This is a genomic window from Arthrobacter sp. Soil762 (assembly GCF_001428335.1).
Classification (GTDB): domain Bacteria; phylum Actinomycetota; class Actinomycetes; order Actinomycetales; family Micrococcaceae; genus Arthrobacter.
The window spans coordinates 880,525-901,558 of sequence record NZ_LMSG01000001.1 but is presented as its reverse complement, the minus strand read 5'-3'; the positions used below and the strand labels follow the sequence as shown (position 1 = coordinate 901,558).

At 67.1% G+C, this 21,034-nt stretch carries 23 protein-coding genes and 2 riboswitches; of the genes, 9 read left to right on the top strand and 14 right to left on the bottom strand.

Annotated elements, in window-relative coordinates; all coding sequences use genetic code 11:
• Positions 1–67: 67 nt before the first annotated feature.
• The gene (locus ASG77_RS04260) at positions 68–331 is read right to left on the bottom strand and encodes a DUF4235 domain-containing protein (RefSeq protein ID WP_056341347.1); all 264 of its coding nucleotides are present in this window, start codon (positions 329–331) and stop codon (positions 68–70) included.
• Between the two features lie 41 nt (positions 332–372).
• Positions 373–915 carry a heme-degrading domain-containing protein gene (locus ASG77_RS04255; RefSeq protein WP_056341345.1) on the bottom strand — a complete coding sequence of 181 codons (543 nt, stop codon included), beginning with the start codon at positions 913–915 and terminating at the stop codon, positions 373–375.
• 56 nt (positions 916–971) lie between these two features.
• A riboswitch (TPP riboswitch) is annotated at positions 972–1,112 on the top strand.
• Positions 1,113–1,177: 65 nt separating this feature from the next.
• On the opposite strand from ASG77_RS04255, the gene ASG77_RS04250 reads away from it, so the two are divergent.
• The 3 genes from ASG77_RS04250 to ASG77_RS04240 are packed head-to-tail and all read left to right on the top strand — an operon-like array spanning position 1,178 to position 4,256.
• Positions 1,178–1,828, top strand: a complete 651-nt coding sequence (locus ASG77_RS04250) for an ECF transporter S component (RefSeq protein WP_056341343.1) — start codon at positions 1,178–1,180, stop codon at positions 1,826–1,828.
• Positions 1,828–3,465 (top strand): ABC transporter ATP-binding protein, encoded by a 1,638-nt coding sequence (locus ASG77_RS04245; RefSeq protein ID WP_056341341.1) that lies wholly within the window; start codon positions 1,828–1,830, stop codon positions 3,463–3,465. Before ASG77_RS04250 ends, ASG77_RS04245 begins: the two co-directional genes overlap by 1 nt.
• Positions 3,462–4,256, top strand: a complete 795-nt coding sequence (locus ASG77_RS04240) for an energy-coupling factor transporter transmembrane component T family protein (RefSeq protein ID WP_056341339.1) — start codon at positions 3,462–3,464, stop codon at positions 4,254–4,256. The genes ASG77_RS04245 and ASG77_RS04240 overlap by 4 nt, the downstream gene beginning before the upstream one ends.
• A 48-nt stretch (positions 4,257–4,304) precedes the next feature.
• On the opposite strand, the gene ASG77_RS04235 is transcribed toward ASG77_RS04240, so the two are convergent.
• On the bottom strand, positions 4,305–4,481 hold the full coding sequence (locus tag ASG77_RS04235; protein ID WP_156380166.1) for a hypothetical protein: 177 nt from the start codon (positions 4,479–4,481) through the stop codon (positions 4,305–4,307).
• Positions 4,482–4,716: 235 nt separating this feature from the next.
• Here ASG77_RS04235 and ASG77_RS04230 point away from each other — a divergent pair, with 235 nt between their 5' ends.
• Together ASG77_RS04230 and ASG77_RS04225 are read left to right on the top strand one after the other, a co-directional pair.
• Complete coding sequence (locus ASG77_RS04230) at positions 4,717–6,240, top strand: UDP-N-acetylglucosamine 1-carboxyvinyltransferase (RefSeq protein ID WP_056341336.1); 1,524 nt, start codon at positions 4,717–4,719, stop codon at positions 6,238–6,240.
• Between the two features lie 148 nt (positions 6,241–6,388).
• Complete coding sequence (locus ASG77_RS04225; protein ID WP_056341333.1) at positions 6,389–7,615, top strand: glutamate--cysteine ligase 2; 1,227 nt, start codon at positions 6,389–6,391, stop codon at positions 7,613–7,615.
• Between the two features lie 95 nt (positions 7,616–7,710).
• Here the strand turns inward: ASG77_RS04225 and ASG77_RS04220 are convergent, their stop codons facing one another.
• On the bottom strand, positions 7,711–8,334 hold the full coding sequence (locus ASG77_RS04220; RefSeq protein ID WP_056341331.1) for a LysE/ArgO family amino acid transporter: 624 nt from the start codon (positions 8,332–8,334) through the stop codon (positions 7,711–7,713).
• A gap of 69 nt (positions 8,335–8,403) precedes the next feature.
• On the opposite strand from ASG77_RS04220, the gene ASG77_RS04215 reads away from it, so the two are divergent.
• Together ASG77_RS04215 and ASG77_RS04210 are read left to right on the top strand one after the other, a co-directional pair.
• Positions 8,404–9,306 (top strand): LysR family transcriptional regulator ArgP, encoded by a 903-nt coding sequence (locus ASG77_RS04215; protein ID WP_056341329.1) that lies wholly within the window; start codon positions 8,404–8,406, stop codon positions 9,304–9,306.
• Between the two features lie 84 nt (positions 9,307–9,390).
• On the top strand, positions 9,391–9,732 hold the full coding sequence (locus ASG77_RS04210) for a DUF1905 domain-containing protein (protein ID WP_235564292.1): 342 nt from the start codon (positions 9,391–9,393) through the stop codon (positions 9,730–9,732).
• 176 nt (positions 9,733–9,908) lie between these two features.
• Here ASG77_RS04210 and ASG77_RS04205 read toward each other — a convergent pair whose 3' ends face one another.
• Genes ASG77_RS04205 through ASG77_RS04195 form a run of 3 tightly spaced genes read right to left on the bottom strand, consistent with a single transcriptional unit; the run spans position 9,909 to position 11,781 of the window.
• Positions 9,909–11,117 (bottom strand): O-succinylhomoserine sulfhydrylase, encoded by a 1,209-nt coding sequence (locus ASG77_RS04205; RefSeq protein WP_056341326.1) that lies wholly within the window; start codon positions 11,115–11,117, stop codon positions 9,909–9,911.
• The gene (locus ASG77_RS04200) at positions 11,114–11,527 is read right to left on the bottom strand and encodes a rhodanese-like domain-containing protein (RefSeq protein WP_056341325.1); all 414 of its coding nucleotides are present in this window, start codon (positions 11,525–11,527) and stop codon (positions 11,114–11,116) included. Before ASG77_RS04200 ends, ASG77_RS04205 begins: the two co-directional genes overlap by 4 nt.
• Positions 11,524–11,781 (bottom strand): DUF1737 domain-containing protein, encoded by a 258-nt coding sequence (locus tag ASG77_RS04195; RefSeq protein ID WP_056341324.1) that lies wholly within the window; start codon positions 11,779–11,781, stop codon positions 11,524–11,526. Before ASG77_RS04195 ends, ASG77_RS04200 begins: the two co-directional genes overlap by 4 nt.
• A gap of 13 nt (positions 11,782–11,794) precedes the next feature.
• Positions 11,795–11,910, bottom strand: a riboswitch (SAM riboswitch).
• A gap of 149 nt (positions 11,911–12,059) precedes the next feature.
• On the opposite strand from ASG77_RS04195, the gene ASG77_RS04190 reads away from it, so the two are divergent.
• Positions 12,060–12,281, top strand: coding sequence for a hypothetical protein (locus tag ASG77_RS04190; protein ID WP_056341322.1), 222 nt, complete (start codon positions 12,060–12,062; stop codon positions 12,279–12,281).
• Here ASG77_RS04190 and ASG77_RS04185 read toward each other — a convergent pair.
• The 5 genes from ASG77_RS04185 to ASG77_RS04165 form a co-directional block, all read right to left on the bottom strand.
• Positions 12,271–13,467 (bottom strand): acetyl-CoA C-acetyltransferase, encoded by a 1,197-nt coding sequence (locus ASG77_RS04185; RefSeq protein ID WP_056341320.1) that lies wholly within the window; start codon positions 13,465–13,467, stop codon positions 12,271–12,273. The two genes, ASG77_RS04190 and ASG77_RS04185, sit on opposite strands and share 11 nt — an antisense overlap.
• Before the next feature lie 104 nt (positions 13,468–13,571).
• The gene (locus tag ASG77_RS04180) at positions 13,572–14,129 is read right to left on the bottom strand and encodes a GNAT family N-acetyltransferase (protein ID WP_056341319.1); all 558 of its coding nucleotides are present in this window, start codon (positions 14,127–14,129) and stop codon (positions 13,572–13,574) included.
• A gap of 13 nt (positions 14,130–14,142) precedes the next feature.
• Positions 14,143–14,607 (bottom strand): pyridoxamine 5'-phosphate oxidase family protein, encoded by a 465-nt coding sequence (locus tag ASG77_RS04175; RefSeq protein WP_056341317.1) that lies wholly within the window; start codon positions 14,605–14,607, stop codon positions 14,143–14,145.
• Between the two features lie 84 nt (positions 14,608–14,691).
• Positions 14,692–15,159 (bottom strand): NUDIX domain-containing protein, encoded by a 468-nt coding sequence (locus tag ASG77_RS04170; protein ID WP_056341316.1) that lies wholly within the window; start codon positions 15,157–15,159, stop codon positions 14,692–14,694.
• Between the two features lie 31 nt (positions 15,160–15,190).
• Positions 15,191–16,132: an aminodeoxychorismate lyase gene (locus ASG77_RS04165; RefSeq protein WP_056341315.1), complete on the bottom strand. Its 942-nt coding sequence runs from the start codon at positions 16,130–16,132 to the stop codon at positions 15,191–15,193.
• Between the two features lie 128 nt (positions 16,133–16,260).
• Here ASG77_RS04165 and cls point away from each other — a divergent pair, with 128 nt between their 5' ends.
• The gene (cls, locus tag ASG77_RS04160; protein WP_056341314.1) at positions 16,261–17,700 is read left to right on the top strand and encodes a cardiolipin synthase; all 1,440 of its coding nucleotides are present in this window, start codon (positions 16,261–16,263) and stop codon (positions 17,698–17,700) included.
• A gap of 29 nt (positions 17,701–17,729) precedes the next feature.
• Here cls and ASG77_RS04155 read toward each other — a convergent pair whose 3' ends face one another.
• Both ASG77_RS04155 and ASG77_RS04150 read right to left on the bottom strand, forming a co-directional pair.
• The gene (locus ASG77_RS04155; RefSeq protein ID WP_056341309.1) at positions 17,730–19,892 is read right to left on the bottom strand and encodes a chorismate-binding protein; all 2,163 of its coding nucleotides are present in this window, start codon (positions 19,890–19,892) and stop codon (positions 17,730–17,732) included.
• A gap of 54 nt (positions 19,893–19,946) precedes the next feature.
• Positions 19,947–20,957, bottom strand: coding sequence for a bile acid:sodium symporter family protein (locus ASG77_RS04150; protein ID WP_056341307.1), 1,011 nt, complete (start codon positions 20,955–20,957; stop codon positions 19,947–19,949).
• Positions 20,958–21,034 lie beyond the last annotated feature (77 nt).

Genomic DNA, 21,034 nt, shown 5'->3' with positions numbered 1-21,034 from the left:
ATCTCGGCCGGTTGAATTCGCCGTTTGGGCCGATTATCTGGACAAAACTCCGGGGGTGGTGATGCGGTTAGACGATGTCCTGGGACTTGGCGAAGCGGGTGATGGCCCGCTGCGTGCCACGGTTGGCGAGCACCTGGATGATAGTGCTGACCGAGGCCGAAATGAGCGCGAACGTCAGCGCCGAGCGAAGGCTCGTGGGGGTGTCTTCATCCCTGCCGGTCGGGGGCTTCCGGCCGGTGGACTTTTCCCATACGGTATTGACCATCTTGGTGCCGACGAATCCGGCGCCGAGGCTGATTGCAGTGCCGAGCAGCTTGATGAACAGGTTCATTCGTTGAACTCCTTGTGAGCGGATCCGGGACTGCCTTTAGCCTAACCCGGCCGCATCGACTCCAGAATCTCCCGCAGGGCCTCCACCACCAGATCGTGGTCCTGCTGCTGGGGCAGGCCCGAGACCGTCACTGTGGCCACTGCGCCCACGCCGGTGACGTAGACCGGGAAGGCGCCGCCATGCGGGGCGTAGGTGGACTCGTCGAACCAGCCGTGGTCCTCGATCCGGCCGCCGTGCAGCCGGCCGCGGAGGCCCACCAACAACGACGGGACCTCATACCTGGCGGCGGTGCGCTGCTTCGCCCGGATCCAGCGCCCGTTGTCCGGGGTGGCGCCGTCCAGGGCCACGTGGAACAGGACCTGGTCACCCTTGGTGATGTCGATCGCGATGGGCAGCTTCCGGCTCTTGCCCAACTCCACCAGGAGCAGCCCGAGGTTCAGGGAGTCGTCCTTGCTGAAATGCGGAAACTGCAGCTCGTTGATCTCGGCTTCGACCCGGGCTATCAGGGCCTCAAGCCGCCCCGCCGGCTGGGGCACTGTCGAATCGGGATTGAACGCAGTCACAGTCGGGTTGTTGGCAGTCATGGCCCACAATCTACCCCGCCCGCGGTGTAAACTGGAGCACGCCCATCAGGGCAGATTTATTACGACAGGGGAGCGCCGCCGTCGGACATCCTGGCATTGCCAGGGAACCGCAGGTGGGCGCTGAGAGTGCGGACAGCCGCAGACCCTCGAACCTGATCCGGTTAGTACCGGCGCAAGGGAGTCGAGTTCTCGAAGTGTCCGGAAACGGCGGCAGCGCCGCACGCCGGGGCACTTTCCCCTCCTGTTCCTCAGGAGGACCAAAATGACAACTGCAGCAATCAAAAAAAACGGCAACACCTGGCGCGTTGTGGACATCGTGGTGGCGGCACTCATCGCCATCACCGGCGGCGTGATCTTCTGGGCCTGGTCCCAGGGCGCCGGCATCGTCTCCGCACCCATGAACGCCGTTTACCCCCCGCTGACCGGCCTGATCGCCGGCGGCTGGATGATCCCGGCCGTGCTGGGCATGCTCATCATCCGCAAACCCGGCGCGGCGCTCTTCTGCGAAGCGGTGGCCGCAACCGGCGAACTCATCATGGGCTCGCAGTACGGCGCCACGGTGCTGATCTCCGGACTCCTCCAGGGCCTGGGCGCCGAACTGGTGTTCTTCCTGCTGGTGTACGGCAACTTCCGGTTCAAGTCCTTCCTGCACCAGAAGTACAACCTCATCGCCGCGCTGCTGGCCGGTGCCGGGGCAGGCCTGTTCTGCGGCCTCAATGACTCCTTCCTGCCGTGGGGCTGGAACATCGCCTACGAGCCCGGCGACAAGCTCGCGTACATCGTGTTCTGCACCATCTCCGGCGCGGTCATTGCGGGTGTGCTGTCCTGGATCGCCACCCGCGGCCTGGCCAAGACCGGCGTGCTGAGCTCGTTCGCGTCCCGGAAGGCAGCGTCGGAGCCCGTCTTCAACTGATGACCGCTTCCGACGCCGGCGCCTCCGCAGTGCGCCCCGCCGCGGTGTCCGCCCGCGGCTGGGGCTGGCGGCATGCCGGACGTTCCGCGCCCGCCGTCCACGGGCTCGACCTCGACATCGCTCCCGGCGAGCGGGTGCTGCTGCTGGGCCCCTCGGGCGCCGGCAAGTCAACGCTGCTGCACGCGCTCGCAGGGGTGCTGGGGGACGAAGGGGACGACGCCGACGAAACCGGTTCGCTGCTGATCGACGGCGTGGTGCCCCGCGGGCAGCGCGGCCGCTCCGGCCTGATGCAGCAGGACCCCGAAACGCAGGTGGTCCTCTCCCGCTTGGGTGACGACGTCGCCTTCGGCGCCGAGAACCTCGCCGTGCCGCGGGACGAGATCTGGCGGCGCGTCCACGAGGCGCTCGACGACGTCGGGCTGCGAAGTGCCGGCGGCGGTTTGAACGACGTCGGCGGGCCAGGTTTGGACGCCGGGGGCGGGCCAAGTGCCGGCGGGCTCCCGCTGGACCACCCGACGTCGGCCCTGTCCGGCGGGCAGAAGCAGCGCCTGGCGCTAGCCGGGATCCTCGCGATGCGGCCCGGGCTGATCCTGCTGGATGAGCCCACCGCGAACCTGGATCCCGCCGGTGTGCTGGAAGTCCGGGACGCCGTGGGCCGCTGCCTGGACAAAACCGGCGCCACACTCGTAGTGGTGGAACACCGTGTGTCCGTCTGGAAGGACCTGGTGGACCGGATTGTGGTGCTGCAGCCGGGCTCGGCAGCGGGCTCCGCTGGAAGTTCCGCCGCCACGTCCGCGGTCCTGCTGGACGGGCCGCCGGACCAGGTGCTCGCGGAGGCACGGGACATGCTGATCGGCGCGGGCGTCTGGGTGCCGGGCCATGTTCCGGCAACCCGCCGCCGCGTGTCCGCAGGCTCCGGTGACCTGCTGCTGGCTGCCGAGGACCTTGCCGTCTCCCGCGAGCGTCCGCGGCGCCGTGGCTTCCGGACCATCCCTCCCGTGCCGGTGCAGCAGGGCATCACAGCCCAGGTCCGTTCCGGCCAGGCACTCACCGTCACGGGGCCCAACGGCGCCGGAAAGTCAACGTTTGCGCTGACGCTCGCCGGACTTCTGGCGCCGGTGGCGGGGAACGTGTCCGCCGCCGTCGATCTTTCCGAGGGGGCCGGGATCGATCCCTTCAAATGGAAAGCCAACCAGCTGATTTCCCGCATCGGAACCGTGTTCCAGGAGCCCGAGCACCAGTTCGTTACCGGCCGCGTGCTGGACGAGCTGATGTTCGGCCCGCGGCACCTGGGCCATGGCGAGGAGCGGGTTGAAGAACTGCTGGAACGGCTGCGCCTGACGCACCTGGTGGACGCCAATCCGTACACGCTATCGGGAGGCGAAAAGCGGCGCCTGTCGGTTGCCACGGTTCTGGCCGCCCACCCACGTGTGCTGGTCCTCGACGAGCCGACCTTCGGCCAGGATGCCAACACCTGGGCCGAGCTCGCATCGTTCCTCTCAGAACTGCTCGACGCCGGGACCTCCGTGGTTTCCGTGACCCACGACCAGGAATTCAGCGCCGTCCTGGGCGGGGCCGAACTGCGGCTGGGCCCGGCCTCCCGCGGCGGCGCCCGCCAGGAAGCAGGTGCGGCATGAGGGATGCCCTGACCCTCCGTGGCAACCACGCGCTGTTGACGCGTGCCAACCCGCTGGCCAAGTTCGCCGTCGTTTTCCTCATCACCCTGGTGCTGGCGCTCTCCATCGACTGGGTGTCGGCCTCGGTGGCGCTTGCGGCGGAACTGGCGCTCTTTCCGTTGGCTGGCCTCACGCTGCGCCTCTTGTGGCAGCGCGGCTGGCCGCTCATCCTCGCGGCAGCCCTGGGCGGCTGGAGCACGGCGATCGTCGCGGCGGACAGCGGCGCTGTGCTGCTCGACGTCGGGATCTGGTCCATCAGCGAGGGTTCCCTGCAGCTGGGAATCGGTTTTATGCTGCGCGGACTCGCGATTGCCCTCCCGGCGATCCTTCTCATGACGTGTACAGACCCCACCGACCTCGCCGATGCGCTGGCCCAGAAGGCCCGGCTGCCGCACCGTTTTGTCCTTGGCACGCTGGCAGCGATGCGGCTCGTGGGACTTATGGCCGAGGAGTGGCAGACCATCGGCATGGCGCGGCGAGCCCGCGGCGTCGGCTCGCAGGGCAGTCCGCTGCAACGGCTGCGGGCCAGTCTCGGGCAGAGCTTTGGGCTGCTGGTCCAGGCCATCCGCCGCGCTTCCCGCCTGGCCATCACCATGGAAGCCCGCGGTTTCGGCACCGGGCAGCGGACGTGGGCCCGGGAATCCACGTATTCGCCGCTGGACGCCTGGGTACTGGTGGGCGGCGTGCTGATCGCGGCGGCTGCTGTGGTTGCCGCGGCCGGGATGGGGACCTGGAACTTCGTCTGGCGCTAGCCCGGGCGGGCCATGCTTCTGGATTCTGGCTACGCCGCGCTGTGCTTGCTAAATGCACGAGTGGTCGTAGTCGAAGCCCCTTGAGACGAACTGGGTCAGGGTGACTTTGCCGCCAGGCGTTAGCGGCGCATTCGAGCAGTTGGCCGTGGCTCCGAAGGCCGTGCGGGCGCCTGCCGGCCAGCTGGGCAGGGCATAAAGGTTGCTGGAGGTGCTGACGGTGCCCACGATCACGCTAAAGCACGGGATGCTGTAGCCGCATTCCCATACCTGGCAGGCCTCATGCAGGGCATTCCTCCGCTTGTCGGGCGAGCCCGATGCTTCAGTCTCCCGCCGAGCGGGTGGCAGGGTCAAGGACAAGCATCAAAGAGCGGCTATCTCATGAATCGGGTATTTGCTGGGAGTTCAGTCGCCACTCCGGTTTATATCGCATCGAATAGCTCATCTGTGATATTTTTTGTTTATGATTCAGGAAACTGCCGAGCACGTCGCCGCCACACTCAGGGACGCCCGGACCGAGAAGGGCTGGACCCAGGGCCAGCTCGCGTCAGCGCTGGGAACCAGCCAAAGCGCCGTCGCCCGGATGGAGCAGGGCAAGCAGAACCTGAGCCTGAAGATGATCCAGCGGCTCGAAGCCATTCTCGACCGCAGCATCGTCAAAGTGGGCAAACCGCAGATGACGCACCTGCGGATCGAAGGCGGCCGCACGCTTTCCGGGGCGGTGGATGTCAACAGCAGCAAGAACGCCGGTGTGGCGCTGCTGTGCGCCAGCCTGATCAACCGCGGCACCACTGTCCTGCGCCGCCTCGCCCGGATCGAAGAGGTCAACCGGATCGTGGAGGTCCTGACCAGCATCGGCGTCGAGTGCACGTGGCTTAACGACACCGATCTCCAGCTCCGGCGCCCCGCCGTCCTGGACCTCAATGCCATGGATGTGGACGCGGCGCGCCGCACCCGCAGCGTGATCATGCTCCTGGGCCCGCTTCTTGACGAATCCGCGGAGTACCGCCTGCCGTATGCCGGCGGTTGCGATCTGGGCACCCGCACCGTGGAGCCGCACATGCAGGCGTTGCGCCAGTTCGGGCTCTCCGTGGAGGCCACTGCCGGTTTCTACGCCGTGCAGGCTCCGCTGCCGGACACTCGCGACCGGTCCTTTGTGCTGACCGAGCGCGGGGACACTGTCACCGAGAACGCGATCATGGCAGCGGCGCACCGCCGCGGCACCACCGTCATCCGCAACGCCAGCCCCAACTACATGGTCCAGGACCTCTGCTTCTACCTCGAGATGCTGGGCGTGAAGATCGACGGCGTGGGCACCACCACACTGAAGATCACCGGGCAGCCGCTCATCGACGTCGACATTGAGTATTTCCCGTCCGAGGACCCCATCGAGGCCATGAGCCTTATCACCGCCGGGATCGTCACCAACTCAGAGGTGACCATCCGCCGCGTCCCCATCGAGTTCATGGAGATCGAGCTGGCCACACTGGAGCAGATGGGCCAGCAGCTGGAGATTTCCGGCGAGTACGTGGCGCGCAACGGCCGCACCCGGCTGGTGGATGTGACCACCAAACCGTCCGAGCTGCGGGCGCCCGAGGACAAGATCCACCCCATGCCGTTCCCGGGCCTGAACATCGACAACCTGCCCTTCTTCGCGGTCATCGCCGCCAACGCCCACGGCCAGACCATGATCCACGACTGGGTCTATGAGAACCGGGCCATCTACCTCACGGAACTCAACCGGCTCGGCGCCCAGGTGCAGCTGCTGGACCCGCACCGGATCTACGTCAACGGCCCCACGAAGTGGCGGGCCGCCGAGGTGGGCTGCCCGCCGGCACTTCGCCCCGCCGCCTGCCTGCTGCTTGCCATGCTTGCGGCGCGGGGTGTTTCGGAGCTGCGGAATATCTACGTGATCGAGCGCGGCTACGAAGACCTGGCCGAGCGGCTCAACACCATCGGAGCCAAGGTGGAGTACTTCCAGGACTAGGCTTCGTCGGATTCTGCACCATCATTCGCGCTGGCCCGGCATCAGGCCGTGGCATTCCGGCCTTTCCGTCTCTGCATACCCGATGATTGAGCAGAATCCGACGACCCGTGGGCTGCCGCCTCCTTGACCGTTGCAGCACAATATAAGAATGCGTACATTCGGCGTCGAGGAAGAGCTCCTGATCGTTGATCCGGACACGGGGGAGCCGCTTGCCCTCGCGGATGCGATGTTGTCCGGCCGGCGGATGGCAGCCGACGACGCCCCGGAACGTCCCTATGCGCTGGCAGCCAAGGAAAAAACCCCTCAGGACGACTGGACTGGCCTGACTGCCGAGCTGAAGCTTGAGCAGATCGAGACCCAGACCCGTCCCTGCCTCGAGTACGCAGAACTGCTGCAGCAGATCCGGGCCGGCCGGCTGCTGGCGGACCAGGCGGCCATCAAGAACGGTGCAAGGGTCGCCGCGCTGGCCACTTCTCCGTTTGGCCTTGCGAGCCACACCACTCCGGACGCCCGCTATGCCCGGATGCTGGAACGCTTCGGCCTGACCGCGCAGGAGCAGCTGACCTGCGGCTTCCACGTCCACACGTTCATCGAATCCAAGGACGAGGGCGTGGCCGTGCTGGACAGGATCCGGGACAAACTGGCAGTACTCACGGCAATGAGCGCAAATTCGCCGTTCTGGAACGGGATGCCCACAGGATTCGAGAGCTACCGAACCCAGGCCTGGAACCGCTGGCCTATGTCCGGCCCTTCGGCCATTTTCAGCACGTACTCCGCATATCGGAGGGTGGTCACGCGTCTGCTGGACAGTGGCGTGCTGCTGGATGAAGGCATGATCTATTTCGACGCCCGGCTGTCCCGGAACCACCCCACGGTTGAGGTCCGGGTGGCCGACGTCTGCCTCCGCGCCGAGGACGCTGCCCTGATCGCGGTGCTGGTGCGGGCCCTGGTCGAATCGGCCAGCCGTGAATGGCGCGACGGCGTGGAGCCGGCCCCGGTGCCCACGGTGCTGCTACGGATGGCGGCATGGCAGGCGAGCAGCAGTGGCCTGAATGGTGAGTTGCTGGATTTTGGCACGTTCAGGCCGGCGCCGGCCGTCGACGTGGTGCGATCCTTGGTGGACTATCTGGCTCCGGTCCTCGCCGAGCAGGACGAACTTTCCCTGGCCCGGCAGGGCGTCGAGGACATCATTGCCCGCGGCACCGGCTCCACCGAACAGCGCAGGGTGCGGGACGCGGTGATGGAAGAATCGGCGCCCGACGACGGCGGGCTGGGGGCCGTGGTTGCCCACGCCGTGCGTGTCACGATGCGCGGCACCTCCGGGTTGCGTGAGGCGGACGAAGTCCCGGAGCTGCTGCGCGTGCGCCTGTCCTGAGTCCTTCCTGAGGCTTTGCGCGAAACGGGCAGATACGGCCTGTTCTTCGCTGTGTGAGGGCCCCAAGTGTCCATTCGCGCCAAGAAACGACGACGTCATGCACCGACAGCCAGGCGCACACCCAGCGTGAGCATGACTGCTGCGACGAGCCCGTCCAGAATGCGCCAGGAGGAGGGCCGCGCAAAGAAGGGCCGCAAGGCCCTGGCGCCGAATCCCAGCGCACTGAACCAGGCGATGCTGGCGGTGATGGCGCCGCCCCCGAACCACCAACGCAGATCCTGCGCCTGCTGGTTGGCCACCGATCCGAGCAGCAGCACGGTGTCCAGGTAGACGTGCGGGTTGAGCCACGTCAGGGCCAGTACCGTACTGAGTGCGGCACCGAGGCCGACGGCGGGCTGCCGCCCCGACGCCGTTAATGCTCCCGGACGAATCGCCCGGCGCGCCGCCATAACGCCGTAGCCCACCAGGAAGGCGGCGCCGGCAAACCGGACCACGTCCACGATCACGGGACTCGACTGGAGCAGCGCCCCCACTCCGGCGATGCCCGCAGCGATGAGCAGCGCATCGGAGACGCTGCAGACCAGGACGACGGCGGCCACATGCTCGCCGCGGATGCCCTGCCGGAGGACAAAGGCGTTCTGGCTGCCGATGGCCACGATGAGGGCGAGGCCCGTGCCGAAGCCCAGCACGGTGGGGCCGATAAATGCAGTCAGATCCATATCCTCCAACGTACGGGCGGACGTATGATTACTCCAGCTAAATATTCTTAGCTCTATTAAGGAAAGCTAATGAAGATGTTCCAGTTCGAGCAGCTCCGTACCTTCGCGGCCGTCGTGGACGAGGGGACGCTCGAGGCGGCGGCCCGCAGCCTGTACGTCACTCCGTCGGCCATTTCCCAGCGTCTCAAGGCGATGGAGGACGCGGCCGGCCAGATCCTGTTGCAGCGCACCAACCCCGTCCGCCCCACAACAGCCGGAGAAGCCATCCTGCGGTTCGCCCGGCAGGTCCGGCAGCTCGAATGGGACGCCCAGCACGAGCTCGGCGGGAGCCGGGACCGCCCGACGGCGCCCATCCCCTTGGTGGTGAACGCGGACTCGCTCTCCACCTGGTTCATGCCTGCGCTGGCAAATCTTCCGCCGGACCTCGGCGCGTGCTTTGAACTCCGCAGGGAGGATGAGCAGCATTCCACCCAGCTTCTGCGGACCGGATCGGTGATGGCCGCAGTAACCGCAACGCCGGAACCGGTCCAGGGCTGCAGTGTGGAACCGCTGGGTTCCCTGCGGTACCGTGCGGTGGCAAGCCCCGGCTACCTCCGGCGCTGGTGGCCCGACGGGCCGGAACTTGCTGCAGGAAGCCAGGCTCCGGTGGTGGACTTTGACCGCAAGGATGACCTGCAGGACGGGTTCTTCCGCACGATGACCGGCGCGGAACTGACAGCGCCGCGGCACTATGTGCCGTCGTCGGCCGAGTTTGCCCAGGCCATCCGGCTGGGACTGGGATGGGGGCTGCTGCCGGAGCAACAGTGCCTGCCAGACCTCCGCGGCGGTGCCCTTGTGGAGCTGGCCCCCGCGAACCCCGTTGACGTGTCCTTGTACTGGCAACGCTGGAAGATCGACTCCCCGGTGCTCAACCAGCTGACCGCCGCCGTCCGGGAGACGGCCTCCCGGGAACTGCGCCAGCCGGGCGCCTGAGCCGCCGTTTCCCTCACCCGCCGTTCGCCTGACCCGGCCATGACAGGGGATGCGTCCGGCAACGCGGCATGCCATACTCAGGCCGTGACGTCGTCGTACTCGTTCCGCGCCGAATTGTGGCTCTACCCCGGAGAAGCCGGGTGGCACTTCCTGACCCTCCCGGCTGACGTTGCCGACGACCTCCGGGAGGAAGCAGCTGCATTCCGGAAGGGCTTCGGCTCGGTCAGAGTCACGGCGGAAATCTCCGGCTGCAGCTGGCAGACCTCGGTCTTTCCGGACAGCAAAAGCGGCTCCTACCTGTTGCCCGTCAAGAAAGCCGTCCGGGACGCGGCAGGCATCAGTGACGGGGATGATGTGGCAGTCCGGCTCGCGATCCACGGCGAAGGCGAGGCACGTACCGGGGAACGGACAAGCGGTACTGGCTGACCTCCACCGGGAACGACGCCGCCAGGATCTCTTCTTTTCCAAGCACCCCGCGTTGCACTGCGACGGAATCCGCCGGGAGGGCCGCCACCGTCCAGGCATCATCGCGCAGCAGCCCAATTCCCAGGTGCGCCAGGGCCCAGCCCACGTACATCGGGTTCCGCGCGAGCGAATTGTGACTAGATGTGCTTCAGGGCCTGCTCCAGGTCGCCGATGAGGTCGTCCACGTCCTCCAGGCCCACGGACAGCCGTACCACTCCATCGCTGAGCCCGATGGCGGCGCGGCCTTCGGGACCCATGGCGCGGTGCGTGGTGGTGGCCGGGTGGGTGATGAGGGACTTCGCGTCGCCCAGGTTGTTGGAGATGTCGATGATCCGCAAGGCGTCCAGCAGCGCAAAGGCGGCGTCCTTGCCCGAGCGGCCATCCGTCGTCGCAAGTTCCAACGTGAGGACGGTGCCACCGGCTTTCATCTGCTTGGCGGCGAGCTCGTACTGCGGGTGTGACTTGAGCAGCGGGTACTTGACCCAGCTGACGGCCGGCTGCTGTTCGAGCCATTCGGCCAGCCGCAGCGCGGACGTGGACGAGTGGTTCACGCGCAGCGCCATGGTCTCCAGGCCCTTGGTGAGCACCCAGGCGTTGAACGCGGAGAGCGCAGGGCCGGTGTGCCGCATGAGCTGCTTGACCGGGCCGTCGATGAATTCCTTGGTGCCCAGGATGGCGCCGCCCAGGACGCGTCCCTGGCCGTCGATGTGCTTGGTGCCGGAGTAGACAATCACGTCCGCGCCCAGCTGGCCGCAGCGCTGCAGCAGGGGAGTGGCAAAGACATTGTCGACGACGACGGTGGCCCCGGCGGCGTGCGCCAGCTCGCTGACCGCGGCGATGTCCACGATTTCCTGCATCGGGTTGGACGGCGATTCGAAGAACACTGCGGTGGTGGGCTCCGATAATGCAGCAGCCCACTGTTCGAGGTCCGGGCCGTCAACAAACACGGTTTCCACGCCCCAGCGCGGCAGGATCTCGTTCAGGATCACAAAGCAGGAGCCGAACAGTGAGCGCGCGGCAACCACCCGGTCACCGGCCGCCAGCAAGGCACCCAGTGCCGTGAACACGGCTGACATGCCCGACGCCGTCGCAAAGCACGCCTCGGTGCCCTCGAGCAGGCGGAGGCGCTCCTGGAAGGTGGCCACGGACGGGTTGCCGTACCGGGAGTAGACGAAGCGTTCGTCCTCGCCGGTGAAGGCGCGCTCGGCGGCGGCAGCGGACTCGTAGACGAAGCCCGAGTTCAGGAAGACGGGCTCGGTGGTTTCCTGGAAGTTGGTGCGGTCCAGCCCGCCGCGGACGGCCTGCGTCTCGGCGCTCCAGCCGGCGGCGTCTGGGTTGAAGGTCACTTGGCTATTCCCAGGTTGGTGGGCAGGCCGCGGTTCTTCCAGCCGTTGACGGTGCGCTCGCCATAGCGGTCCGGCTCGCCTTCGAAACCCTCCAGGACGTTGTAGGAGGTGAAACCGGCCTGCGTCGCGGCGACGGCGGCGGCGATGGAGCGCTGGCCCGAGCGGCAGAGGAACACGAGTTCAGTGCCGTCGTCCTGGGGTGCCTGCTGTGTCAGGTCGGTGATGAAATCCGGGTTGGGGATGCCGCCGGGGAACGTCCACGGAATGAACAGGGGATCGTTGTCCGTGGCTTTGGTGTCGGGGATGCCGATGTGGGCCCATTCGCCTTCGGTGCGGACATCCACCAGGATGGCGCCCTGCTCCAGCTTGGCCCAGGCTTCCTGCGGGGTGAGGTCTCCGGCGTAGCTCACGCGTGGCCCTCGCCGTCGAAATCGAGGTCATCCACGGCGGAGGCGACGGCGGCGTCGGCGGTGGCGATGGCCGACGGGAGGATGAGTGCCTGCGCAACAATCACAACGCCTCCGTTGGACGTCGCGGCGGGGCTGCCGTGCAGGACGTACCCTTCGGCCAGGGCGGTGGAAATCCGTTCACAGAACGACCTGTCATCGGGCCCGGTGACAAGCCGGTACGACAGTTTCTCTTCAGGGGCGGGGGCGTCAGACACGACGGAACTCCTTCTTTCACGCTTGCAGCTCGAATGGGTCGATATGCCGAGTATTCACCTGAGGCACCCCGCCGCGAAAGGGAGGGTTGCCGACCGGCCAGTCAGGGCTTGGCGCCGGTACTCATTACTCCCCAAAAACGTAACATCCGGCCCGCCCCGCCGCACCGCCGCCGTCGTCATGTTCCGTAACCAACGCGTGTTTCCGTGACCCCGCCGTGCTTCCGTAGCCCCGGCGCCGACGGGACAATCGGGGTCATGGGGAACATTCGGGGGCGTTCATGTTCACCGTCCCGGCTGGCGTGGCTCCCGGGAAGGCCGGGGTCACCGCTTACCCGTACAACCTGGACTGGTGCGACGACACAGGGGTGAACAACCGGGCGGCCGTCAAGAACCGGGCGGCGCGGGGGCAGGCGGAACTGGTCCGGGTTTCGTGCGCGGAACGCCTGGTGCCGCTGGTGATCCTTGGACCCGGAGCCCTTGAACCTGGCGTCAGGCTTTGAGGATCAGGGCGTCGCCCTGGCCACCGCCGCCGCACAAGGCAACCACGCCTGTCCCGCCGCCGCGCCGGTTCAGCGCGAGTGCCTGATGCAGGACCAGACGGGCCCCCGAGGCGCCCACCGGGTGGCCCAGGGCGATGGCGCCGCCGTCGGCGTTGATCCTGTCCGCGTCGATCCCCAGGTCCTTGGCGGACTGCAGCACCACCGAGGCGAAAGCTTCGTTGATCTCAATGAGGTCGACGTCGTCAATGGTCAGCCCTTCAAGTTTCAGGGCCCGCTCAATGGCGCGGGACGGCTGGGAATGCAGGGAACCGTCCGGTCCAGCGGTCTGGCCGTGGCTGCCGATTTCCGCGATCCAGCTGAGGCCGGCCGCTTCCGCGGCTGCCTTGCTGGCCACTACCACTGCGGCGGCGCCGTCCGACAGCGGGGAGGCAGAACCGGCGGTGATGGTGGCCGCCGGATCCTTGGAGAAGGCGGGCTTCAGTGCCGCCAGCGTCTCGATGGTGGTGCCGGCGCGGATGCCTTCGTCGGCATCAATCACGACGGCGGGTCCCCGGCGCTGCGGGACCTCCACAGGAGCGATCTCCTCAGCCAGGATGCCGGCCGCCCGGGCGGCCTCCGCCCGCTGGTGCGAAAGGGCGGCGACGGCGTCCTGGTCCTCGCGGCTGATGCCCAGGCGGGCGTTCCCGGCGTCAGTGGCGGAGCCCATCAGTTCACCTGAAACGGGGTCCTGCAGGCCGTCAAAGTTCAGCGAATCCAGCAGCGGCGCATCGCCGATGGCCACGCCGCCGCGAAGCCGGGGGAGCAGATGCGGGGCGTTGGTCATGGACTCCTGGCCCGCCGCCACAATAAAATCAGCCTCGCCGGCGCGGATCATCCGGGCGGCATCAATCACGGCAGTCAGGCCGGACAAGCACAGTTTGTTGATGGTCACGGTGGGCACATCCCAACCGATGCCGGCGGCGAGGCTGGCCTGCCGGGCGGGTCCCTGGCCAGCGCCCGCCTGGATAACCTGGCCCACGATGACGGCCTGGATCTGTTCCGGCGCCACCCCGGACCGTTGCAGTGCGTTCCGGATGGCGTGGGCACCCAGTTCGCTGGAGGTGAGCCCGGAGAGGCCGCCGCGGAACTTGCCGAAGGGGGTCCGTGCGCCGCCCAGGATGACGGGGATGTGAGCGTCGTTGCTCATGGTCTGCCTTTCGGTTGCGGATTCAAGAGTGCTTGGGGCCAGCTTAGGCGAACCTTGAGGGCCGGTGAGGTGGCGCGGGCGCTGTGGATTCGGCCGCGATCGCGTCAGCCGTGGAGGAGCAGTTGGTGGAGCAGGTGGTCCTGCCAGCGGCCGGCGATCTTCAAGTACTGCGGCGCCACGCCGATTTCCCGAAACCCCGTGCGTTTGAGGATCTTGCGTGAGGGCTCATTGTGGAGCAGCGTTGCCGCCTGGACCCGGTGGAGGCCCAGTTCTGTCCGGGCATGATCCGTGGCGAAGCGGACCGCGGCAGCTCCGATGCCCCGCCGGTTGAGGCTGGATTCAACCCAGTACCCGAGGTTGGCGTTGAGGAACGGCCCACGGACGATGCCAGTAAGGGTGACGGCGCCGACGATGTACGCGGGATCGTCGCGGTTCACCAGCACCCACGGAACTTCCTGGCCCACGGAATGCCGGGCGAGCTTGGCCCGGATGATGTCCAGCTGATGCCTGGGAGTGAAAAAAGCTTCGTCCCGCTCCGGTTCCCACGCAGCGAGGTGCTGTCGGTTACGGAGGTAGGCCCTGCTCAGGCCGGCTGCATCGCTCCGCCGCAGCAGCCGGATCCGGACCCCGGGGACGAGCGGAGCGGGGGCTTCGCTGTCCATAAGCTCTCCCGCGCTACTCGAAGGAAGCACGACGGCGGTCCGACAACCGGGTGTTCCAAACGTCCGGTTTGGCAACCTGGAAGCGGCGGCCAGTAAGTGCGAGCGGGTTTAGCCGGATGTAGTAGTCCTTGGGCCCGGGCTGCCAGGGCTCCAGCTGCAGGGCGTCGACGGCGTCCTTGTCAGCCTGGGCCTCGATCACTTCGGTGTCTCCGCGCACCACCACACTCCAGGCCACCTCCGTGCGGGGATCGTATCCATCGATCTCCAGCGCTGCGGGACGGTCCGCCTGGGCGCCCCACAGTTTGGAGCCACCGGCGCTGCGGAAGACGATGCTTCTGCGGTCCAGGACGTAGTTGACCGGAAAGATCTCCGGATGGCCGTCCACCACGAGGGCCAGGCGTCCCAGGATGTCGTCGGCCAGCAATTCCCAGCATTCGTCAAACGTCAATGTGTTGGTCGGCTGCTCGTGAGAGTTCATGCACCAAACCATACGGACCTGCGCGACGGACCAACAGGGCAGTGCCACGTGTGAACTCCCCGGCCCGGGCCCGGGCTGGTCGATTTAGGGCCATTGAACATGGTCCAGCAGGGCGTCCAGGAGGGGAAGCTGGCCCTTGACCAGCTTGCTGCGGGCCTCGGATTCCGTCACCCACCGGGCGTCGTCCACCTCGGGAAAGTCCTGGATGATGCCGGATCCTTTGGGCCACTCCAGCGGGAACGTGTTGCTCACAATCCGTTCCGGCTGGAAGTCAGACTCCGCGGCGAACACCGTGATGATCTTTCCCGACGGTTGCCTGAACGCGCCCAGCTCGAAGTAGGCAACAGCTGGCGGCGGCGTGCCGATTTCTTCGGCAAACTCGCGCAGCGCGGCCAGCAGGGGTTCCTCGTCGGGAAGGTACTCGCCCTTGGGAACGGACCACGACTGCGTCTGTTTGCGGGCCCAGAACGGTCCGCCCATGTGCGCTATCCACACTTCCAGCCCGTCTGCTCCCCGCCGGTACAGCAGGATCCCTGCACTGCGGACCGCCATGGCTTAAGGCCTCCCTGCTGAATCCCGGAACCTACTGGATCCCGGCAAACAATGCGTTGAGTTCGGCCGTCAGCTGCTTCTGCACGGCAGGGGTCCCGACTTCCTTGCCGTCGATGTGGTTCACCGGCGCGAGCAGCCTGATGCTGGAAATCAGCCACACGGCGTCGGCGTCCAGCAGGTCCCGAGGCTCCAGCGGCCCGTAGCCGAGCTCCCAGCCGGCTGCCTTGGCCGCCGCGAACAGGGCACCCTGGGAGGTCCCGGGGAGGATCCCGCTGTCCAGTTGCGGGGTGATGAGCCGGCGCACCGTGCGGGTGGCGCCGGCGCCGTCGTCGGAGGTTTCCAGATGTGCCAGCAGCACAGTGGACGTGGGGCCTTCCAGGACCCGGCCGTCGGAGGAGGTGAAGATGACGTCGTCGGCGCCCTGTTTGTGGGCGTACCGCAGGGCAGCCATGTTCGTGGCATAGGACAGCGTCTTGGCGCCGAGCAGCAGCCACGGGGCACGGTCAGCCACGTCGCTGTCGTAGCCGCGGTCCAGGAGGATGACGTCGATACCGGTTTCGCGCTGGCGGCGTCCCAGGGCGCCTACCGGGGAGACCTGAACCCAGCCTGTGGGGGACTCTGCGCCTTCCGGGCCGCGGGTGACCACGAGTTTCACCACGAGCTCGTCCTCGGCGGGCGACGGCGCGGGGTGCTGCGTGCGGTGCGCCGCGAGGCCCGTGGCGATCGCCGCCCGCCACGCATCCTGCGCCGGAATCACCAGGTCCAGGGCGTCCGCGGACCCGCCGAGCCGGTCAAGATGCGCCTGCAGCTTCCGGACCGCGCCGCCTGCCGCAAGCATCGATTCGAACACGCCGTCGCCGCGGGTGGCGCCCTGGTCCGTGGCCATCAGCTGGGGCCGCGAAGCGTCGGCCAGCCGGCCGTCCGGGAACGCGGAGTCAAGGAAAACGAGCACCACGGGCGCAGGAGAAGTCATGGCTCCAGCTTAGTAGGACCCGCCGCGGCTAAGCTGTGGTCATTGCCCCGCCGGAACCGGTCCGCGGGTGCGCGCAATCCGGGGGTATTCCAGTGCTGTGGCCAGTTTCGCTTGTCGGTACCGCGCCGATGTGGGTGGTAGTGGTGCTCAGCATTGCGGACCTGGTGATCCGGGTTCTGGCCATCGGCATCATCCCCGGCAACAGGCGCCCCACCACGGCCATGGCCTGGCTGCTGGGTATCTTCTTCATACCGTTCCTGGGTTTGGTCCTTTTCCTGCTGTTCGGAAACTTCAAGCTCTCCAGCCGCCGCCGCCAGCAGCAGGAAATCATCAACTCCCGGGTGCGGTCCGGCATCTCGGCGCTCGCCGACGTCGTCAGTGAGTACCCCGGGCCCGAATGGGTGAAGTCGGCTGGCGAATTGAACCAGCGTCTCGGCTCCCTCCCCATGGTGGACGGCAATTCCGTGGACCTCCTTCCCGGGTACCCGGACTCGATTCTGGCCATGACCCAGGCCGTGCGCAAAGCCAAGACGTTCGTCAACGCCGAGTTCTACATCATGAGCACGGACCACATCACCGATGACCTGCTGACCGCCCTGGAGGAGGCCGCCGAGCGGGGCGTGGAAGTGCGCGTGCTGTTTGACCACATCGGCACGCTCCGTGTCAGGGGTTACCGCGACCTGCTCAAACGGCTGCGGGCGGGAAAGATCCAGTGGAAGCGCATGCTCCCTGTGCTGCCCATCCACGGACAATGGCGCCGCCCGGACCTTCGGAACCACCGCAAAATCATGGTGGTCGACGGCGAACTCGCCTTCACGGGGTCTCAGAACCTGATCGAGCCCTCCTACAACAACCCCAAACACCGCAAGGCCGGCCGCGAATGGGTGGAGCTGATGGCCTGCCTGCGCGGACCGATCGTCACCACGCTGAACGTTGTGTTCGCCACGGACTGGCTGAGCGAAACCGACGAGTCCCTGGAACACCAGCTGCAGCTCCCTGCCAACCCCGAACCGGGCAACGTCACGGCCCAGGTGGTGCCCAGCGGTCCCGGGTTCATCACGGAAAACAACCTGCGTCTCTTCAACACCCTGATCTACTCGGCCCAGCACCGGATCTCCATCTGCAGCCCGTATTTCGTGCCCGATGACTCCCTGCTCTACGCCATCACCACAGCGGCCCAGCGGGGCGTGGACGTGGAGCTGTTCGTTTCCGAAAAGGGCGATCAGTTCCTGGTCCACCACGCCCAGCGTTCCTATTACGAGGCACTGCTGGAGGCCGGCGTCCGGATCTACCTCTACAAAGCGCCCTTTGTGCTCCACGCCAAGCACTTCACCATCGACGACGAAGTGGCCGTCCTGGGCTCCAGCAACATGGACATGCGCTCCTTCTCGCTGAACATGGAGGTCTCGGTGATGCTGCTCGGCGCGGAAATCGTGAACAACATGCGCGCGGTCGAAGACACCTACCGTGACATTTCCAACGAGCTCATACTCGAGGACTGGCTGCAGCGCCCCCTCGCTGCCCGCTATGTCGATAACGTCGCCAGGCTGACCGCCACGCTCCAGTAACTCCGGGCGGGGGCCGGGCCGGGGCGGGGTCAGTCGGTGGGAAAGTCCGCACCCAGCGCGGAAAGCACACCGTGCGCCTTCACGCGGATTTCGTCGTACTCCTCGTCAGGTACCGAGTCGGCAGTGATGGCACCGCCGACGCCGAGGGTGAGTTCCGCAGTCGACGGTTGTCCGCTGCCGTCCCCGGCCTCCGCCGTGGTTACCAGGGTGCGGATCGCCACCGCCAGGTCCGTGGCCCCGTTGAGCGAAAAGTAGCCGATCGCGCCGGAATACAGGCCGCGCGGGCCTTCCTCCAGCCGGTCCAGGATGGCCATAGTGCTGATTTTCGGGGCGCCGGTCATGGAGCCGGCCGGGAAACAGGCGGCCACCGCCTCGGCCCGCGGCGAGCCGGGCAGGAGCCGCGCGTCGATGGTGCTGACCATCTGGTGCACCGTGGCGTAGCTTTCGATCTCGCACAGCCTGCTGACCGTCACCGATCCGGGCTCCGCGAAGTGGCTGAGGTCGTTCCGCAGCAGGTCCACAATCATGATGTTTTCCGCGCGGTCCTTCAGCGAGGTCTCCAGGTCCTCCCGCAGCTGCCTGTCACGCTCCGGATCAGCACCCCGGCGGCGGGTGCCCTTGATCGGTTCGGCGCGCATGCCGCCGTCGGACGTAATCTTCAGGAACCGCTCCGGCGACGTGCTGGCCACCGTCAGCCCGCCGAACCGCAGGTAGCTGGCGAACGGCGCGGGATTCTTCCGCCGCAACGCGAGGTACGTGGGCCAGGGGGCCACAGCGGCGGCGGGCAGCCGGGCCGTGAGCGTGGTGGTCAGGCACACCTCGTAGGAGTTTCCTTCATGGATTTCGTGCTGGGCGGCCGCGATCTTGGCCAGGTAGGAGGGCTCCGTGTCTCTGCTGCTGAACGCGGCCCCAACGGGACGTACGACGCCGTTGCTGCCGCCGGCGTGCGCAGTTTGGGCGCCTGAATCCGGTGTGCTTGCGGCGACGGCGGCGCGGGCGGTGGCCAGCCAGCTGTCGGCGTCGGGCGCTTCCAGCGCCAGGAGCCAGGCCGATCCTTCGACATGGTCCAAAACGACGGCGCGGCCGGCGAAGATCAGGGCCGCGTCGGGAGTCGGCGCTGCCACGTCCGTTCCGCCGGTTTCGCGTTTGAGCTCATAACCCAGGCAGCCCAGCCAGCCCAGAGTGAAGTCGCCCGGGTAGCCGTCCGGCGTGCGGACCGCCCGGCGTCCCCAGACGGTGTCCAGCCAGCGGAAAAACGGTCCCGGCACGCGCGCCGTGGCGGAGCCTGCCGTGATGACGCTTTCGCCGGACCGGTGCGTGACCGCCTGGCCGTACGTCCCGCCGTCGTCCGCCAGGATGCTGAACCGGCTGCGCACGGTGGCGGGCGACGGCTGCGTCGCTGGCCACGACTCCGGGGGTGGCCCTGCGGGTGCGCCGGCGGACGGTTTGGGGGAGCCTGCGTTGGCCATGTCCGCGCCGCCGACGTCCGCGTTGGAGGAGTCCAGCCAGACGGCATTTGCCGAGCCGCCGTACAGGTTCTCGAAGAGCACCGCGGCGTCCGGCCTGGCGTCCAGCCGTTCTGCGCGCAGCCTGAGGCCGCGGCGGGCGGCAAGCTCGGGAACAAGCGCCGGTCCGAGTGCGGGCAGGTACGCGAGGGCCTGCATGACGTCGGCGGTGGCGGAACCGTCGGCATTGTTGAGGACGCGGATATCGGCTGCGTGAGGGACGTCGTCGGCGGCGAGCCAGGCTTCCTCCTGCTCAGCCCACTGGTCCCAAAAGGGCTCATACGTGCCGCCATCGCGGTCCAAGGCCCGCTTCCTGCGGATGTCGTCCGGCGAATCTGCCCAGATGACAGCGCTGAGCAGGGGCCGGGCGTCCGCAGCCGCCGCCCCCACTCCCTCAATGATCACGATCTCGGCGGGCAGCGTGACCCGCGTGTCGCCGTCGTAATGCCTTTCCCAGTCCCAGCTGGTCCAGGTGGCGGGCTCGGCGCGGCTCAACGGCGTGAGCACGGTGGAAACGTAGCGCTCGATGCCCGCGGTGAGGCCGTTCCAGCCCGGGTAGATGTCCTCCAGGTGGAAGAGCGCGACTTTGTGATGGTTCCGCAGCTGCGCGGCCAGTTCGATGGCCAGAGTGGTTTTCCCTGCGCCGGATCGCCCGTCAATGGCGATGATCACAGGTGCGGGGGTCATGAAATAGAGCGTACCTGCTGCTGCATCGGCTGCTGCCTTCCAGGATCGGCCTTGCTAGGCGTCACGCAGCGGTCGCCGGGCCAGCCATGCTGCCACAATCGCGCCGGAGATGTTGTGCCAGAGTGAAAAAACTGCGGAAGGCAGTGCGGCCAGCGGGGTGAAATGCGCGGTGGCCAGTGTGGCGGCCAAGCCGGAGTTCTGCATGCCCACTTCGAAGGCGAGGGCCCGGCGTGCTTTATCGTCCAGCCGGCCCAGCTTGCCGGCCAGGTAGCCCAGGCCCAGGCCGAAGCCGTTGTGGAGGACCACTGCGAGGAACACAATGCCGCCCGCGGCCACGATCTTGGAGGCGCTGCCCGCCACAACAATCGCGACAATGAAGGAAATTACGACGGCGGATGCCCAGGGGAGCGCCGGTAGCAGCTTGGCGATGAGGTTCTTGAAGAACAGCCGCGCCAGCAGCCCGGCGATGACGGGCAGGAGTACCGTCTTGACGATGTCCAGGACCATGCTCCCGGCGTTGATTTCCAGGAACGATCCGGCCAGGAACAGGACCAGCAGTGGCGTAACCACCGGTGCGATCAGGGTGGAGACGGAGGCGACGGCTACCGACAGGGCCACGTCCCCCTTGGCCAGGAATGCCATCACGTTCGAGGCAGTGCCGGATGGTGCGCAGCCCACCAGGATCAGGCCTACGGCAAGCTCCGGCGGAAGCTGGAGCGCCACGGCAATCAGCCAGCCCGCGCCGGGCATGATCACATAGTGCGCCACGATGCCCAGAACCACTGCCCACGGGCGCTTCACCACGGAGGCAAAATCCGGCGGCGTCAGGGTCAGGCCCATGCAGAACATGATGATGCCCAGCAGGTACGGGACGCTGGGTCCCAGCGGCTGGAAGGTTGCCGGCACAAGGAAGCCAGCGACGCCTGCCAGGACCACCAGCGCCGGGAAGATCGTGACGGCAAGCCGCGCGATTTTCGCTTCGGCGTCCAGCGCCGGGTTGGTGGGTACCGGGGCGTGATCAGTGCCGGATTCTGTCGATGTGGGGGATTTGGTTGCCTCAAGCATTTATCGATCGTGGCATTGATGTCCGGCAGGTGGCCACTCCATGACCACGCTCCGGGCAAAAATGTCAGACATCTGCG